The sequence below is a fragment of the Oceanicella actignis genome (assembly GCF_008124525.1).
Taxonomy (GTDB): Bacteria; Pseudomonadota; Alphaproteobacteria; order Rhodobacterales; family Rhodobacteraceae; genus Oceanicella; species Oceanicella actignis.
This window is the reverse complement of record NZ_VNHJ01000005.1, coordinates 200,088-215,653: the sequence shown is the minus strand read 5'-3', so window position 1 is coordinate 215,653 and position 15,566 is coordinate 200,088. Positions and strand designations below refer to the sequence as shown.

Here is a 15,566-nt window from a genome sequence, read left to right as displayed (position 1 = left end):
TACCTATTCTCCCATCGACTGTCCATAGGAGGTTTCGACGTCTTGGGCAATCCAATGCGCGGAATGCACCGCTGCTCGAACACGCCAAAACTCCATCAGTCTGTACCGACAGTTTCGCACCGGATGCCTCGATGATAGAGGCCTGTCAAATCTGGCCGTCGGCATGTGGCCTACGCAGCACTCCGAGCCCGATCTGGTTCGCGTCGCCTCGCATCCCTACGACAACCCTCTGATTTCTCTTGAAATTCTTCCCCTCGCGCGGCGAACACGGAGCAAACTGCCTCAGGAGGTTCGCTCCCCATGCCCGACGACTTGCCCTTCGCGCCGCCCGCCGAGGCGCTCACGACCAGCCAGCGGCTCGCTGAGCTCGCCGATATCCTCGCCGGTGCCATTTCGCGCACCAACCCACTGACCACGCACGAGAATCCTTCGACCAATCCAGACAGTTCGCTGGACATTCTCGCCCTCAGACGCCGTCGTCGGAGGCAGTTGCGAAACCGAGTTGGAGGCGAGGAATGACGAACTCTCGATCGAATGGAAGCCCCAAAGGACGGCCCGACGTCCTGGCCGAGCTGACGGCCCTGCGGGCGATGAGCGTGGCGCAGTTGCGCGAGAAATGGGAGGCGCTGTTCGACGCGCCTGCGCCCAATGGCAGCCGCGGCAATCTCGAGCTTCGACTGGGCTACCGCATCCAGGAACTGGCCCTCGGCGGGCTGGGGCGCGAGACCCGGCGCACGCTCGATGTGCTGGCCGAGGAGGTCGCCGCCGGCAAGCTGGGCGGCATGGTCTCGGATCCGCGCAAACCCGCCCCCGGCACCAAGCTGGTGCGCGAATGGGAGGGTGAAGAGCATGTCGTCACCGTGCTGGCGGACGGGTTCGAATGGCAGGGGCGGCGCTTCAAGTCGCTCTCGGCCGCCGTGCGCGCCATCACCGGCGTGAACTGGAACGGCTGGCGCTTCTTCGGCCTCGACCGGACGGGAGGGGTGAAATGACCGCGCGACAAACGCCCGCGCGCCGCCTGCGCTGCGCCGTCTACACCCGCAAGTCCACCGAGGAAGGGCTCGACATGGAGTTCAACAGCCTCGATGCGCAGCGCGAGGCCTGCGAGGCCTACATCGCCAGCCAGCGCGCCGAGGGCTGGGCCTGCCTGCGGGACCGCTACGACGACGGCGGGTTTTCCGGCGGTACGCTCGACCGCCCGGCGCTGAAGCAGCTGATCGCCGACATCGAGGACGGGCTGGTGGACGTGGTGGTGGTCTACAAGATTGACCGCCTCAGCCGCGCGCTGATGGATTTCTCGAAGCTGGTGGAGATCTTCGACCGCCACGGCGTGACCTTCGTCTCGGTCACCCAGTCCTTCAACACCACCACCTCCATGGGGCGGTTGACGCTCAACATCCTGCTCAGCTTCGCCCAGTTCGAACGTGAGGTGATCGGCGAGCGCATCCGCGACAAGGTGGCCGCCTCGAAGAAGAAGGGCATGTGGATGGGCGGCTTCGTCCCGCTCGGCTATGACGCCGTTGACCGCAAGCTGGTCATCAACCCGGCCGAGGCCGAGAACGTTCGCACCATCTTCGAGCTTTTCGCGCGGTCCGAGACCACGGCCTCGGTCGTGCGCGAACTGGACGCGCGCGGCATCCGCTCCAAGCGCGGCCGGCCCATCGACCGCGGCGCGCTCTACAAGCTTTTGCACAACCGCATCTATCGTGGCGAGATCACCCACAAGGGCGCGACCTATCCCGGCGCGCATGAGGCGATCATCAGCCCCGAGTTGTGGGACGCCGCCCATGCCGTTCTCAAGGGCAACACGCATGCCCGCGCCGGGCGCACCCGGGCGGCCGCGCCAGCCCTTTTGCGCGGGCTGATCTTCACCCAGACCGGCGCCGCGATGACGCCGCATCACACCAAGCGCAAGGGCAAGCGCTATTGCTATTACACTTCGATGGACGTGATCCGGGGCCGGCCAAGGGCCGAGCTGCGCGGGCCGCAACGGCTGCCGGCGGCGATGGTCGAGGAAGCGGTGATCGCCGAAGTGCGGCGGATGCTGCGCACGCCCGAGGTGGTGGCGCGCACGGCACGGGCACTGAAGAAGGAACGCGCGGATCTCGACGAGAACACCGTCGTCGCCACGCTCGCGCAATTCGATGACATGTGGGCCGCGCTGATCCCAGCCGAACAGGCGCGCGTGGTGCAGCTCCTGGTCGCGCGCGTAACGGTCGGCGAGGACGGCATGGACATCGACCTGCGCCATGACGGGCTCGGCGCCTTGGCGAGCCTGCTGACGCCCGAAGCAGAGGACGCAGCCTGATGCCCACGCAAGACACGATCCGCGTCCACGTGCCGCTCACCTTGCGCAAGCGCGGCGGCCGCCCGCGCATCCTGCCGCCCAAGGACACGGAGGCCGCAACGCCCACCGGTCAGGATCCCCGCCTCCTGCGCGCCATCGGACGGGCTTGGCGCTGGCGGAAGATGCTTGAGGCCGGCGAGGTCGCCACGCTCACCGATCTCGCCGCCGACGAAGGTCTCTCCGACCGCTACCTCAGCCGCCTCACACGCCTCGCCTGGCTGGCGCCCGAGGTACTCGAACGCCTCGTCGTCCACCGCGAACCCTGCGCGATCACCATCTACGAGCTTTGCCTGATCGCCTCGCTACCATGGGAGGAGCAGGTGGAGCGGGTGTTTGCGTGACCGTCAATGAAAGCTCGCCTGAAATGTCGTCGGCGTCAGCGAGACATGGGCGTCGAGCGGCGGGCGTAATGCGAACGCTTTGGGCTCGCGGGAAAACCGGTAGAGCCGGAACAGGCACCATTCCTTGCGCCGTTCCTCGGCCACGGCCAGTTCGTTGCGGCTGATGTAGAACGGTGTGCGTTCCCAGCCATTCGTCGTCTTCACCTCGATCAGACGGGGGCGGCCGTCTCGTTCAAAGCTGGCGATGTCGTAGCCCGCGCCATCGCCATCCTCCTCCGAAACCCAGCGCACCTTACGCGCCAGATCATCCCGCCCGGCGGCCTTGAGCGTTGCCCGCTCATGCGCCAGCACGCGCTCCTCGCCGGCACGGCCCAAGGCGCGGTTTCGCTCGTCTCGGCCGGCGACATCGAACTTGGCGGCCACATGCAGCATCTGCTCCAGCTCTTGCGGCGGCGGCTGGTTTGAGAGCGTCGGCGCCGGGCCGACCCAGAGCGGCGCGGCCTCACGCAATCCGGCGGCGGTTTTCGGCATCCGTCCCAGCCAGGCAGGGTTGAGCGCCAGCCACCGCGCCACGGCATCGATCAGGGATGTCTGGAAATTGAAGGCGGGCTTGTAGCCCGGGATCCAGTCCTCGCCGAGGCCCTTCAGAACCGCGCTGATGTTCTGGTGCTTGAACTCGACCGATCCCTCGGACCGGCCATTCAGGAGCGGCAGGAGCGCGCGGCGATGCTCGGCCTTGTTGTAGGGCCGCCCGGCCAGGTCATCGGCCAGCATCGCGAAGTAATCCGCGACGATCAGGTAGTTTTCTTCATCGGTCCAGGGCGCTTTCGACATCGCGGCCAGGCTAGAGACGGATTACGCTTTTGTCATCAAGGCTTTCGCGGTCGGACGGGTGACATATGCCGTCACCCCTACGCACCAGCCTGCCACCGGCCCCAGCCACTACGCCTCCTGTTTGTTCGGGCCACGTTCCGCTTGTAGGCATTGGAAACAGGGGGCGAAGTTTTGGCGGGGGTGAAACTCAGGCCATTGAAAACGCTTGTGAAAATCACACCGAACCGAATTGCGCGAGGTTCGCTCGACCAGAGACCGCGGACGGTTCAGAGACTGAAACCGGGGGTGCAGCCCGTCTCAGAGGTTCGCACCCATCCCGCAAACCCCTTTGAAAACAGGGAAAATTCCGGCGCTGTCCGGGGGTGTTGCAAGTTTCGCAATGGTGATGATGGCGGAGAGAGCGGGATTCGAACCCGCGATACGGTTGCCCGTATACACGCTTTCCAGGCGTGCGCCTTCGACCACTCGGCCACCTCTCCGTAGCCGGCGGGATACAACGAGCGCAGGCCCGCTTGCAAGCTTCAATCGCCGCTCAGGTCACCTTCGCGCGCACGCGGTGGCGCGGATCGTCCCACAGCCGCGCCTCGAGCGTGCGGGCCAGGATCGCGGCGGCGGCGTCCACCTCCTCGGCCGACAGGTATAGCGGCGCGAAGCCGAAGCGGATCAGGTCGGGCGCGCGGAAATCCCCGATCACGCCCTGCGCGATCAGCGCCTGCATCACCGCGTAGCCCTCGGGGTGGCGGAACGAGACCTGCGCGCCGCGGGCGTTCGGATCGCGCGGGCTGGCCAGCTCCAGTTCGCCGGCGCAAGCCGCCTCGACGCGCGCGACGAAGCGCTCGCTCAGCTCAAGCGATCGTGCGCGCACGGCCGCCAGGTCGACGCCCTCCCATACGTCCAGCGCGGCGTCGAGCGCGACCATCGACAGGATCGGCGGCGTGCCCACCCGCAGCCTGTCGGCGCCGGGCGCGGGGCGGTAGGCGGGCTCGAAGGCGAAAGGCGCCGCATGCCCCATCCACCCCGCCACCGCCGGCGCGATGCGGTCGGCAAGGCGCGGAGCGGCGTAGATGAAGGCCGGCGCGCCGGGCCCCCCGTTCAGATACTTGTAGCCGCAGCCGACGGCGAAATCGACGTCCGCACCGGCAAGATCCACCGGCATCGCCCCGGCCGAATGCGCCAGATCCCAGATCGCCAGCGCGCCGGCCTGGTGCGCGCGGGCGGTCAGCGCGGCCATGTCGTGCCGGCGGCCGGTGCGGTAATCGACCTCGGTCAACATCAGCGCGGCGACGCCTTCGTCGATGGCGTCGGCGACCTCCTCGGGCGCGACGACCTTCAGGCGCAGCCCGCGGCCCAGCGCGCGGCACAGCTCCTGCGCGGCGTAAAGGTCGGTGGGGAAGTTGCCCGAATCCGACAGAACGGTGAGCTTGCCCGGCGCGTCGGCGCGTTGCAGCTCGAGCGCGGCCGACAGCGCCTTGACCACGTTCACCGTGGTGCTGTCGCCCGCCACCACCGCGGCTTCGGGCGCGCCGATCAGGCGGCCGATGCGCGCGCCAAGGCGGGCGGGCAGGTCGACCCAGCCCTGGCCGTCGCAGCCGAGGTTCCAGCCCCGGATCAGCAGCTTGCCCCACTCGTCGCAGACGACGCGGCGCAGGCGCTCGGGGACATGGCGCGGCAGCGGCCCCAGCGAGTTGCCGTTCAGGTAGATCAGCCCCTCGGGCAGATCGAACAGCTCCTTGCGCAGGACGGGATCGGCGGATGGCATGGCGGGCTCCGTTTCATCGCGGCCAGCGCAGATGACCCGCGCCGCGCGCCCGCGTCAAGCGGCGCGCCGCCGCTCAACCCGCGCGGGCGACCAGCTCGGGATCGGGCGAGAAGCGCCGCTGCAGCGGCAGCGACGCCGCGCCCAGAACCCGCGCCGTATGGCCCAGCGCGCCGACCGCGAAAACCGCCGGCGACAGCCCCGCGCGGTTGAGCGCGCCCATCTCGCGCGCCGTCGCCGCCGCCAGCCTGGCGCGCCATGGCGCGGGCAGCGCGCCGTCGACCACGATGGTCGGAAAGTCGATGACCGAAAGCGCCGCCGCCGCGGCCAGGGCCAGCTCGGGCGCGACCTGGCGAACCCAGCGGCGGAAGACCTGTTCGGCCTCGAGCGGCGCGCCCTGCATCGCCGCGCCCGCGTCGAGCCCCGCCTCCCGCAGCGCGCGCTCGAGCGAGATCAGTCCCGCCCGATGAGCCAGCTGCTGCGGGCGCCCGCGCGCGTCGGGCGCGCCGACGGGCATGGACCCGATCGCGCCGGCGTTGCCCTGCTCGCCCATGACGAGGCGTCCGTCGATCACCACGCCGCCGCCGGCGAACATGCCCAGATAGATGTAAAGCGCGCTGCGCGAGGCGATGCCGCTTCCAAGCAGCATCTCGGCCGCGCAGGCCGCGGTGGCGTCGTTGCACACGATGGGCGCCATCCCCAGCGCCTCCTGCAGCGCCGCGCCCGCATCGAAGCCGCGCCAGCCGTCCAGCGCGCCGGGCGGCAGGCCCATCTCGCGCGGCCAGGCGTGCATGTCGCCCGGCATGGCCAGCCCCATGCCGACGACGCGCGCGCGCCCCTCTTCGTCCAGCGCGTCGAGACAGGCGCGCCCCAGCGCGGCGGCGGCGGCGACGCAGGTTTCGGGCAAGGGCGCCGCGTGCGGGGCGTGGCGGTGCGCGACGACGGCGCCGGTCAGGTCGATCAGCGCCGCCTCGACGCTGCGGCGGCCGATCTTCACGCCCAGCGCATAGGCGCCCGACGGGTTCGGCGCGACGGGCGTCGAGGGCTGCCCGACCTGCCCGCGCACCTTCTCGAGCTTGCGCAGCAGCCCCTCGGCCAGCAGCGCGTTGACGATCACCGAGGCCGCCTGGCCGCTGAGCCCGGTCTCGCGCGCGATCTCGGCCTTGGACATGGGGCCGCGGCGCAGCAGCGCGTTGATGATGACGCGCTCGTTGTAGGCTCGAAGCCCGGCTGGGTCGCTTGCGCGCATGGTCTCTCCGCATTCCAGGTTCGGGCAGCCTATCTGGGAGCCGCAAATAAATCAACATGAGTTATTTATTGACGAATCGCGCCCCGCCATGACAGATCGACCCGACCCCGACGTTACGGAAGGACGCCCCATGCCCGACCGCCCCGCCCATGCCGCCCCGCCCCCCGCGGACCGGCCCATGTTCCTGTCCTGCGGCGAGGCGCTGTGGGATCTGTTCGCCGCCGAGCGCGACGGCGGCCTGAGCTTCGACGCCCGCATCGGCGGATCGCCCTTCAACGTCGCGGTGGGCCTTGTGCGGCTTGGCGTCGCGTCGGGCATGCTGGCGGGCGTCTCGACCGACCGGCTGGGCGCGCGGCTGATGCGCGCCCTGCGCGAAGAGGGCGTGGACGCGCGCTTCGTGCGCCGCAAGGACGCGCCCACGACCCTCAGCCTGGTGGATGTCGGCTCGGACGGCGCCCCCGCCTACGCCTTCTACGGCGCCGGCGGCGCCGACCGCGCCATCGAGCCGGACGATCTGCCGCCCGCCGACGCACCTATCTGGGGCGTGCATGCGGGATCGTATTCGCTGACGGCCGAGCCCATCGGCTCGAGCCTGCTGCGCCTGTTCGAGCGCGAGCGCGGACGGCGCCTGCTGTGCCTCGATCCCAATGTGCGCCTGGGCGTCATTCCCGACCCGGCGCTGTGGCGCGCGCGCATCGAGGCCTTCGCCGCCCTGGCGGATCTGGTCAAGATCAGCGCCGAGGACATCGGCCTGCTGTGGCCGGGCGTCGAGCCGGCCGAGCTGGCCGCGCGCTGGCGCGCGGCGGGCGCGGCGCTGGTGGTGGTCACCCATGGCGCCGAGGGGGCCGAGGCCTTCGGCCCCGCCGGCCGCACGCGCGCGCCCGCGCGCCGCGTTCGGGCGGTCGACGCGGTCGGCGCCGGCGACACCTTCCAGGCGGCGCTGATCGCCGGGCTCGACGCGGCGGGGGCGCGCAGCCGCGCCGCGCTTTCGGCGTTGGGCGGCGAAGACATCGCCCGCATCATGAACTTCGCCGCCGCGGCCGCGGCGCTGACCTGCGCGCGGCGCGGGGCCGACCTGCCCCGCCGCGCCGAAGTGGAAGCTTTCGCAAGGGAGGCCGTCTGATGGTCGCGCGCGTCGTTCCCGTCGCCCCGTTCGATCTTGTCGTCTTCGGCGCAACCGGCGACCTGGCCCGGCGCAAGCTGCTGCCGGCCCTGTATCACCGCCTGCATGACGGCCAGATGCCCATTGAGGCGCGCGTCATCGGCGCGGCCCGCGCGCAGATGGACGCCGAGGGCTTCCGCCGCCTGGCCGCCGAGGCGCTGGACGAATTCGTGGCTCCCGCCGATCTCGACCCCGACTCGCGCCGGCGCTTTCTGGCCACGCTCGACTACGTTCCCCTCGACGTCACGAAGGACGACGACTGGCAAGCCCTGGCCGACACGCTCGGCGCGCCCGACCCCGAGCGGCCGCGCGCCTTCTACCTGTCGGTGGCGCCGCGCTTCTTCGGCGTCATCGCCGAGCGCATCGCCGCCGCCGGCCTTGCCGGCGCGCATGGCCGCATCGTGGTCGAAAAGCCCTTCGGCCACGACCTGCCCTCGGCCCGGGCGCTGAACCAGAGCCTTGCGCGCCATTTCGACGAGGGGCGCATCTACCGCATCGACCATTACCTGGGCAAGGAAACCGTCCAGAACCTGATGGCGCTGCGCTTCGCCAACGCGCTGTTCGAGCCGCTCTGGAACGCCCACCACGTCGATCACGTGCAGATCACCGTGGCCGAAACCGTGGGCGTGGGCGGGCGCGGGCCCTATTACGACGGCGTCGGCGCCATGCGCGACATGGTCCAGAACCACCTGCTTCAGCTGCTGTGCCTGACGGCGATGGAGCCTCCTGCCCGCCTGCGCCCCGACGACGTGCGCGACGAGAAGCTCAAGGTCCTGCGCGCCCTCGCCCCCGTCGACGCCGCGCGCGACGTGGTGCGCGGGCAATACGGCGCGGGGCCGGGCGTCGCCTCCTACGCCGACGATGTGGGCGATGCGGACACGCGCACCGAAAGCTTCGTCGCCCTGCGCGCCCATGTCGAGAACTGGCGCTGGTCGGGCGTGCCCTTCTACCTGCGCACCGGCAAGCGGCTGCGCGCGCGCATGTCCGAGATCGCCGTCGCCTTCAAGGATCCGCCCCACTCGATCTTCGCCGGCGCGGGCGGGCGCGCGGGCGCCAACGTGCTGGCCATCCGCCTGCAGCCGGACGAGGGCATCACCCTGTCCATGACCGTCAAGGACCCCGGCCCCGGCGGCATGCGCCTGACCCCGGCCGAGCTGGACATGACCTTCGCCGAGCAGCTGGGCGGCGGCGGGCTGCGCATGCCCGACGCCTACGAGCGCCTGGTGATGGACGTGATCCGCGGCGACCAGACCCTGTTCATGCGCGGCGACGAGGTCGAGGCCGCCTGGCGCTGGGTCGATCCCATCATCGCCGCCTGGGAAGAGCGCGGCGAGCGCCCCGCCCTTTACGACCCCGGCTCGTCCGGCCCCGAGGACGCGCTGATGCTGATGCATCGCGACGGCCGCCGCTGGCGCGAGATTTCGGCATGAAGGCCCCGCGCGTCATCGCCCACCCCTCGCGCCCGCAGATGGCCCGCGCGCTGGCCGACGCGCTGGCCGAGGCGCTGCGCCGGGCCATCGCCGCGCGGGGCGTCGCGCGCATCGCCGTGCCCGGCGGCGAGACCCCGCGCGAGATGCTGACCCGGCTGGGCGAGGCCGAGCTGGACTGGCCGCGCGTCGTCGTCACCCTGACGGACGAGCGCCTGACCCCGCCCGGCCACCCCCGCGCGAACGAGACCATGCTCGCCGGCTCGCTCCTGGCCGGGCGCGCGCGCGCCGCGCGCTTCGTGCCGCTGCGCGGCGCGGGCGACGGGCCGGACGCGCTCGAGGCCGCGCGGCGGGCGCTGCGCGAGCGCGCGCTGCCGCTCGACGTGGCGGTTCTGGGCATGGGGGCCGACATGCACGCCGCCTCGCTCTTTCCCGGGGCGCGGGGGCTCGAGGCGGCGCTGGCGCCCGACGCGCCGCCGCTTTGCCGGATCGACCCCGAAGGCGCGCTCGAGCCGCGCGTCACGCTCAGCGCCCCGACGCTGGCCGCCGCGCCCGAGCGCCATCTGGTCATCGCCGGCGCGGACAAGCGCGCCGCGCTCGAACGCGCCCTGGCGCTGGACGATCCGCGCGCCGCGCCGGTGCTGGCCGTTCTGGGCGGCGCCGTCGTTCACTACGCCGATTAACCCACGGAGGTCGCCATGAACCCCACCATCGAAGCGGTCACGGCGCGCATCCGCGCCCGCTCGGCCCAAAGCCGCGCGGCCTATCTCGAGCGCTGCCGCCGCGCCGCCGAACAGGGCCCCGGACGCGCGCATCTGTCCTGCGGCAACCTGGCCCATGCGGCCGCCGCGGCGGGCGAGGACAAGCCCCGCGTCATCAAGCCCGACATCCCGGTGATCGGGATCGTGACGGCCTACAACGACATGCTTTCGGCCCATCAGCCCTTCGAGCGTTTCCCCGCCGTCATCAAGCGCGCCGCGCACGAGGCCGGCGCCGCCGCCCTGGTGGCCGGAGGCGTTCCGGCCATGTGCGACGGCGTCACCCAGGGCCGGCCCGGCATGGAGCTGAGCCTGTTCTCGCGCGACGTCATCGCCATGGCCTCGGCCGTGGCGCTGAGCCATGACTGCTTCGACGCCGCCATGTTCCTCGGCGTGTGCGACAAGATCGTGCCGGGCATGGTCATCGCCGCCGCCGCCTTCGGGCATCTGCCGGCCGTCTTCGCCCCGGCCGGCCCCATGCCCTCGGGCCTGCCGAACGAGGAAAAGGCCCGCATCCGCCGCCTCTTCGCCGCCGGCGAGATCGACCGCGACGCGCTGCTGCGCGCCGAGATGGCCTCGTATCACGGGCCGGGCACCTGCACCTTCTACGGCACCGCCAACACCAACCAGATGCTCATGGAGTTCATGGGCCTGCACCTGCCCGGCGCCAGCTTCGTCAACCCCGGCGATCCGCTGCGCGACGCCCTGACCGCCGAGGCCGCGCGCCGCGCCCTGGCCATCACGGCCCGCGGCGAAGAGTTCACCCCCGCCTGCGAGATCCTCGACGAGCGCGCCTTCGTCAACGCCATGGTCGGGCTGAACGCGACCGGCGGCTCGACCAATCTGGCGATCCACCTCGTCGCCATGGCGCGGGCGGCCGGCGTGCAGATCGACTGGGCCGACATGGCCGAGATCTCGGCCGTCACGCCGCTGCTGGCGCGGGTCTATCCCAACGGGCTGGCGGATGTGAACCATTTCCACGCCGCGGGCGGGCTGGCCTTCGTGATCGGCGAGCTGCTCGAGGCGGGCCTTCTGCACGAGGACGTCAAGACCATCGCCGGCCCCGGGCTGCGCCGCTACACCTTCGAGCCCAAGCTGCGCGACGGCGCGGTCGTGTGGCAGGAGGGGCCGGCGCAAAGCGGCGCCGAGGGCATCCTGCGCCCGGCATCCGCGCCGTTCCAGCCCAGCGGGGGGTTGCAGCTGCTCGAGGGGAACCTGGGGCGCTCGGTGATCAAGATCTCGGCCGTCAAGCCCGAGCACCGCGTCATCGAGGCGCCCGTGCGCGTCTTCCACGACCAGGAATCGGTCAAGGCCGCCTTCAAGGCCGGCGAGCTGAACCGCGACGTGGTGGTGGTCGTGCGCTTCCAGGGGCCGCGGGCCAACGGCATGCCCGAGCTGCACGCGCTGACGCCGGCGCTGTCGATCCTGCTCGAGCGCGGCCATCGCGTGGCGCTGGTGACCGACGGGCGCATGTCGGGCGCCTCGGGCAAGGTTCCGGCCGCGATCCATCTGAGCCCCGAGGCCGCCGCGGGCGGTCCCATCGCCCGCCTGCGCGACGGCGACGTGGTGCGCCTTGACGCCGAGGCCGGGGTGCTGAAGGTTCTGGGCGACGAGGCCCGGTTCCTGGCCCGCCCGCCCGCCGAGGCCGATCTGTCCGCAAACGCGGCCGGAACCGGACGCGAGCTGTTCGCGGCCTTCCGCGCGGCGGTCGGTCCGGCCGAAGCCGGCGCCGCGGTCGTGATCTGACGCAAGCCGAAGGAGACAAGCCTTGACCGCGCCCGACATCGCCAAGGCCTGGGACGAGGTCCGCGCCCACGCCCGACGCCTGCGCGCCACGACCCTGCGCCGCCTGTTCGAGACCGATCCCGACCGCTTCTCGCGCCTGTCCGCGCGGCTCGACGACCTGACGATCGACTTCTCGCGCGAGAAGCTGGACGCCCCCGCGCTCGAGGCGCTGATCGCCCTGGCGCGCGCCGCCGGGGTGGCGGCGCGCCGCGACGCCATGGCGGCCGGCGCGCCGGTCAACGTCACCGAGGGGCGCGCGGCGCTGCACATGGCGCTGCGCGGCTCGGTCCCCGCGCCCCGCGGCGACGACCCCGCGGCGACGCTGGCGCGGTTTCTGGACTTCGCCGAAGCGGTGCGCCAGGGCCGCGTCGTGGGCGCGGGCGGCCCGTTCACGCATGTCGTCAACATCGGCATCGGCGGCTCGGATCTGGGCCCGGCCATGGCGGCGCGCGCGCTGGCGCCCGACATCGACGGCCCGCGGCTGCGCTTCGTGTCGAACGTGGACGGGGCCGACTTCGCCGAGGCGGTCGCCGACCTCGACCCCGCGCGCACGCTGGTCATCGTCTCGTCCAAGACCTTCGGCACGCTCGAGACGCTGGCCAATGCGCGCCTTGCGCGCGACTGGCTGGGCCCCTCCGCGGCGGGACAGATGGCGGCGGCCTCGGCCAATGTGGAAGCCTGCGCGCGATTCGGCATCCCGGCCGAGCGGGTGTTCGGCTTCTGGGACTGGGTCGGCGGGCGCTATTCGGTATGGTCCGCCATCGGCCTGCCGCTGGCCATCGGCATCGGCGCGCAACGCTTTCGCGCCTTTCTCGACGGCGCGGCGGCCATGGACAGGCACTTCCTGACCGCGCCGGCCGAGCGCAACCTGCCCCTGTTGCTGGGGCTGATCGGGGTGTGGCGGCGCAACGCCATGGGCTGGCCGACGGTCGCGCTCATTCCCTACGATCACCGGCTGGCGCGCTTTCCGGCCTATGTCCAGCAGCTGGACATGGAATCGAACGGCAAGCGCGTGACGCTGCAAGGCGACCCCTGCCCCATGGCGACCTCGCCGGTGATCTGGGGCGAGCCGGGGACCAACGCCCAGCACTCGTTCTTCCAGCTGCTGCACCAGGGAACCGACGTGGTTCCGGTGGACTTCATCGCCGCCGCCCTGCCCCGCGCGGCCGATCCGGGCCATCACGACATGCTGCTGGCCAACTGCCTTGCGCAGGCGCGCGCGCTGGCCTTCGGCCGCACCGAGGCCGAGGCCGCCGCGCACATGGCCGCCGCCGGCGAGACGCCCGAGCGCATCGCGCGCCTTGCCCCGCACCGCACCTTTCCGGGCGACCGGCCCTCGACCACCATCCTGCACCGGCAGCTCGACCCCTTCGCGCTGGGCCGCCTGATCGCGCTGTTCGAGCACCGCGCCTTCGTGCAGGGGGTCATCTGGAACGTGAACTCGTTCGACCAGTGGGGGGTCGAGCTGGGCAAGGAGACCGCCGGCGGCCTGATCGAGGCCATCCGCACCGGCCAGGCGCCCGGCGCCGATCAGGCGACGCGCGAACTTCTCAACATCGTCAAGGAGCTGCGCCGATGAACGCAGAAGATGTCTGCCGCCTTGCGCCGGTCATTCCGGTGCTGACCGTCGCCGATGCGCGCACCGCCGGGCCGCTGGCGCGGGCGTTGACCGCGGGCGGCCTTTACGCGCTCGAGGTCACGCTGCGCACGCCCGCCGCGCTCGATGCCATCCGCGCCATGGCGCAAGAGGCCCCCGACGCGGTGGTCGGCGCGGGCACGCTGACCGAGCCGGCGCATGTCGAGGCGGCGCTGGCGGCCGGCGCGCGCTTCGGCGTCTCGCCCGGCGCGACGCCGGCGCTGCTCGAGGCGGCGCGCGCCGCCGGGCTGCCGCTGCTGCCGGGCGTGGCGACGCCCTCCGAGGCCATGGCGGCGATGGAGCGCGGCTACCGCACGCTCAAGTTCTTCCCCGCCGAGGTCAATGGCGGCGTCGCGGCGCTGCGCGCCTGGTCCGGGCCGCTGGCCGAGCTGCGCTTCTGTCCCACGGGCGGCATTTCGCGCGCGAACGCGCCGGATTACCTGGCGCTGGGGAACGTTCTGTGCGTGGGCGGCTCGTGGATCGCGCCGCCCGAGCTGATCGCGGCCGAGGACTGGGAACAGATCACGCGCCTCGCTGCCGAAGCCGCCGCGCTGCGCCCGCGCGCCCGCTGAGGGCGCCGCGGCGCAAGCCCCTTCAGGCCCTCGCAACGCCGACCTTGCGGCCCTTGCAAGGCCCGCCGCCGCGCGCCAGGACGGCGCGCGCCCGGCATCGCTGACGCTTGCCCGGCGCCGGCGGACGCTTGCCCGCGCCGGCGCGCCGGGCCGCGCCTCAGGCGGCGGGCGCGGCGCCTTGCTGGGCGTGGATGCGCAGCGCCTCGGCCGTTCCGCGCGCCCAGATCAGGTCGAGCCAGCGCGCGAAGGCCTCGGCGAAGCGCGGCGCCTCGGCCAGATCGCCATAGATGCGCCGCTGCTCGAGCCAGGCCGCCGGCCGCTCGCGCGCGGCCTGCGCGGCGGTCTGGAGCCGGTCCCAGATGGGATCGTTCGGCGCGATCGCCGAGCCGTCTTCGCGCACGCCCGCGCACATGCGCGCCCACAGCGCCTCGACCAGGCTCAGCCCCTCGACGGGAGCGCCCGCGGCCAACGCCTCGCGCAGGATCGGCAGCACGAAGGCGGGGTGGCGCGAGGCGCCGTCATGGGCCACCCGCCGCGTCGAGTCGCGGATCGCCGGGTTGGCGAAGCGCCGCTCGATCAGCCGCGCGTAATCCTGCGCCGAGGTTCCGGGCACGTCCGGGGCGTGGGGGCAGATCTCTTCCATCTCGACCCGGCGGAACATGGCCCCGATCAGCGGATGAGCCATGCAGTCGGCGATGGTGGCCAGCCCCAGCAGCTCGCCGGCATTGGCCAGAACCTGGTGGCCGGCGTTCAGAACGCGGATCTTGAGCAGCTCGTAATCATGCACCGCGTCGGAAAAGATGACGCCGACGCGCTCGAGCTCGGGGCGGCCGGCGCAGAAACGGTCCTCGATCACCCACTGGCGGTAGTTCTCGTGGGTGACGGGGGCCGCGTCCTCGACGCCCAGCCGCCGCGCCAGCGCCAGCTCGTCGGGGCCGGTGGCGGGCACGATGCAGTCGACCATCGAGTTCGGGAACGCCCCCTCGCCCTCGATCCAGTCGGCCAGCGCCGGGTCGCTCATCCGCGCCAGCCCCGTCACCGCCCGGCGCGCGGCGGCGCCGTTGCCCTGAAGGTTGTCGCAGCTCATCACCGTGAACGGCGCGACGCCCTGCGCGCGCCGGCGCGCCATGGCGGCGACGATGGCGCCGAAGACCGTGCGCGGACGCGCCGGGTCGGCCGCGTCGCGGCGGATGTCGGGATGGGCGGCGTCGAAGCCGCCCGCGGGATCGACGAAATACCCGCCCTCGGTGACCGTCAGCGAGACGATGCGGATGGCCGGGTCGGACATGGCCGCGATCAGCGGCGCCGAATCCTCGGCCGGGGGCGCGAAGCCGATCATCGGCCCGATGACCTCGGCCGCCGGCCCCTCGGGGCGCAGCTCGATCAGCGTGGTCAGCCAGTCCTGCGCCGACAGGCGCGCGCGCATGGCCTCGTCCTGCGGGCGCACGCCGGCGCCGATCACCGCCCAGTCCTGCGCAAGCCCCTGCTGCATGAGGCGGTGCAGATGCCAGCCCTGATGCGCGCGATGGAAATTGCCCACCCCCACATGCACGATCCCCGCGCGCAGCGCCGCGCGATCGTAGCGCGGACGCCCGACATGGGACGGCAGATGCGGCAGGGCGGCCTGCGACAGCTTGACGGGCGCGTTCATGCTCAGGGTCCTTTCGTCGGCGGGCCTTTCTTCGGCGGGCGCAAGCGG

The 15,566-nt window shown here is 72.1% G+C and carries 14 protein-coding genes and 1 tRNA gene; 10 read left to right on the top strand and 5 right to left on the bottom strand.

The genetic code is table 11. From position 1 onward, the window contains the following. Positions 1-300 precede the first annotated feature (300 nt). Genes LY05_RS09370 through LY05_RS09355 form a run of 4 tightly spaced genes read left to right on the top strand, consistent with a single transcriptional unit; the run spans position 301 to position 2,688 of the window. On the top strand, positions 301-519 hold the full coding sequence (locus LY05_RS09370) for a hypothetical protein (RefSeq protein ID WP_148922959.1): 219 nt from the start codon (positions 301-303) through the stop codon (positions 517-519). After that, positions 516-992: a DUF2924 domain-containing protein gene (locus LY05_RS09365; RefSeq protein WP_148922958.1), complete on the top strand. Its 477-nt coding sequence runs from the start codon at positions 516-518 to the stop codon at positions 990-992. The genes LY05_RS09370 and LY05_RS09365 overlap by 4 nt, the downstream gene beginning before the upstream one ends. Further along, positions 989-2,308, top strand: coding sequence for a recombinase family protein (locus LY05_RS09360; RefSeq protein WP_104070238.1), 1,320 nt, complete (start codon positions 989-991; stop codon positions 2,306-2,308). Before LY05_RS09365 ends, LY05_RS09360 begins: the two co-directional genes overlap by 4 nt. Then, positions 2,308-2,688, top strand: coding sequence for a hypothetical protein (locus LY05_RS09355; RefSeq protein WP_148922957.1), 381 nt, complete (start codon positions 2,308-2,310; stop codon positions 2,686-2,688). The genes LY05_RS09360 and LY05_RS09355 overlap by 1 nt, the downstream gene beginning before the upstream one ends. A gap of 3 nt (positions 2,689-2,691) precedes the next feature. Here the strand turns inward: LY05_RS09355 and LY05_RS09350 are convergent, their stop codons facing one another. The 4 genes from LY05_RS09350 to LY05_RS09335 form a co-directional block, all read right to left on the bottom strand. Continuing rightward, positions 2,692-3,522 carry a protein NO VEIN domain-containing protein gene (locus tag LY05_RS09350; RefSeq protein WP_148922956.1) on the bottom strand — a complete coding sequence of 277 codons (831 nt, stop codon included), beginning with the start codon at positions 3,520-3,522 and terminating at the stop codon, positions 2,692-2,694. 389 nt (positions 3,523-3,911) lie between these two features. Next, positions 3,912-4,001: transfer RNA gene (locus LY05_RS09345), tRNA-Ser, on the bottom strand. 53 nt (positions 4,002-4,054) lie between these two features. After that, on the bottom strand, positions 4,055-5,281 hold the full coding sequence (gene kynU / locus LY05_RS09340; protein WP_148922955.1) for a kynureninase: 1,227 nt from the start codon (positions 5,279-5,281) through the stop codon (positions 4,055-4,057). 73 nt (positions 5,282-5,354) lie between these two features. Beyond that, positions 5,355-6,527 (bottom strand): ROK family transcriptional regulator, encoded by a 1,173-nt coding sequence (locus tag LY05_RS09335; protein WP_211356307.1) that lies wholly within the window; start codon positions 6,525-6,527, stop codon positions 5,355-5,357. 130 nt (positions 6,528-6,657) lie between these two features. On the opposite strand from LY05_RS09335, the gene LY05_RS09330 reads away from it, so the two are divergent. Genes LY05_RS09330 through LY05_RS09305 form a run of 6 tightly spaced genes read left to right on the top strand, consistent with a single transcriptional unit; the run spans position 6,658 to position 13,867 of the window. Continuing rightward, entirely contained in the window at positions 6,658-7,650 is a 993-nt protein-coding gene (locus tag LY05_RS09330; RefSeq protein WP_211356306.1) for a carbohydrate kinase family protein, read from the top strand. After that, positions 7,650-9,119, top strand: coding sequence for a glucose-6-phosphate dehydrogenase (zwf, locus tag LY05_RS09325; RefSeq protein ID WP_072747411.1), 1,470 nt, complete (start codon positions 7,650-7,652; stop codon positions 9,117-9,119). The genes LY05_RS09330 and zwf overlap by 1 nt, the downstream gene beginning before the upstream one ends. Continuing rightward, positions 9,116-9,799 carry a 6-phosphogluconolactonase gene (gene pgl, locus LY05_RS09320; RefSeq protein WP_072747410.1) on the top strand — a complete coding sequence of 228 codons (684 nt, stop codon included), beginning with the start codon at positions 9,116-9,118 and terminating at the stop codon, positions 9,797-9,799. Before zwf ends, pgl begins: the two co-directional genes overlap by 4 nt. Before the next feature lie 15 nt (positions 9,800-9,814). Beyond that, entirely contained in the window at positions 9,815-11,620 is a 1,806-nt protein-coding gene (gene edd, locus LY05_RS09315) for a phosphogluconate dehydratase (RefSeq protein ID WP_148922954.1), read from the top strand. 22 nt (positions 11,621-11,642) lie between these two features. After that, on the top strand, positions 11,643-13,238 hold the full coding sequence (gene pgi, locus LY05_RS09310) for a glucose-6-phosphate isomerase (protein WP_249041919.1): 1,596 nt from the start codon (positions 11,643-11,645) through the stop codon (positions 13,236-13,238). Beyond that, positions 13,235-13,867, top strand: a complete 633-nt coding sequence (locus LY05_RS09305; protein WP_072747408.1) for a bifunctional 4-hydroxy-2-oxoglutarate aldolase/2-dehydro-3-deoxy-phosphogluconate aldolase — start codon at positions 13,235-13,237, stop codon at positions 13,865-13,867. The genes pgi and LY05_RS09305 overlap by 4 nt, the downstream gene beginning before the upstream one ends. A 157-nt stretch (positions 13,868-14,024) precedes the next feature. Here LY05_RS09305 and LY05_RS09300 read toward each other — a convergent pair whose 3' ends face one another. Then, complete coding sequence (locus LY05_RS09300) at positions 14,025-15,518, bottom strand: mannitol dehydrogenase family protein (protein WP_148922953.1); 1,494 nt, start codon at positions 15,516-15,518, stop codon at positions 14,025-14,027. Positions 15,519-15,566: the final 48 nt, after the last annotated feature.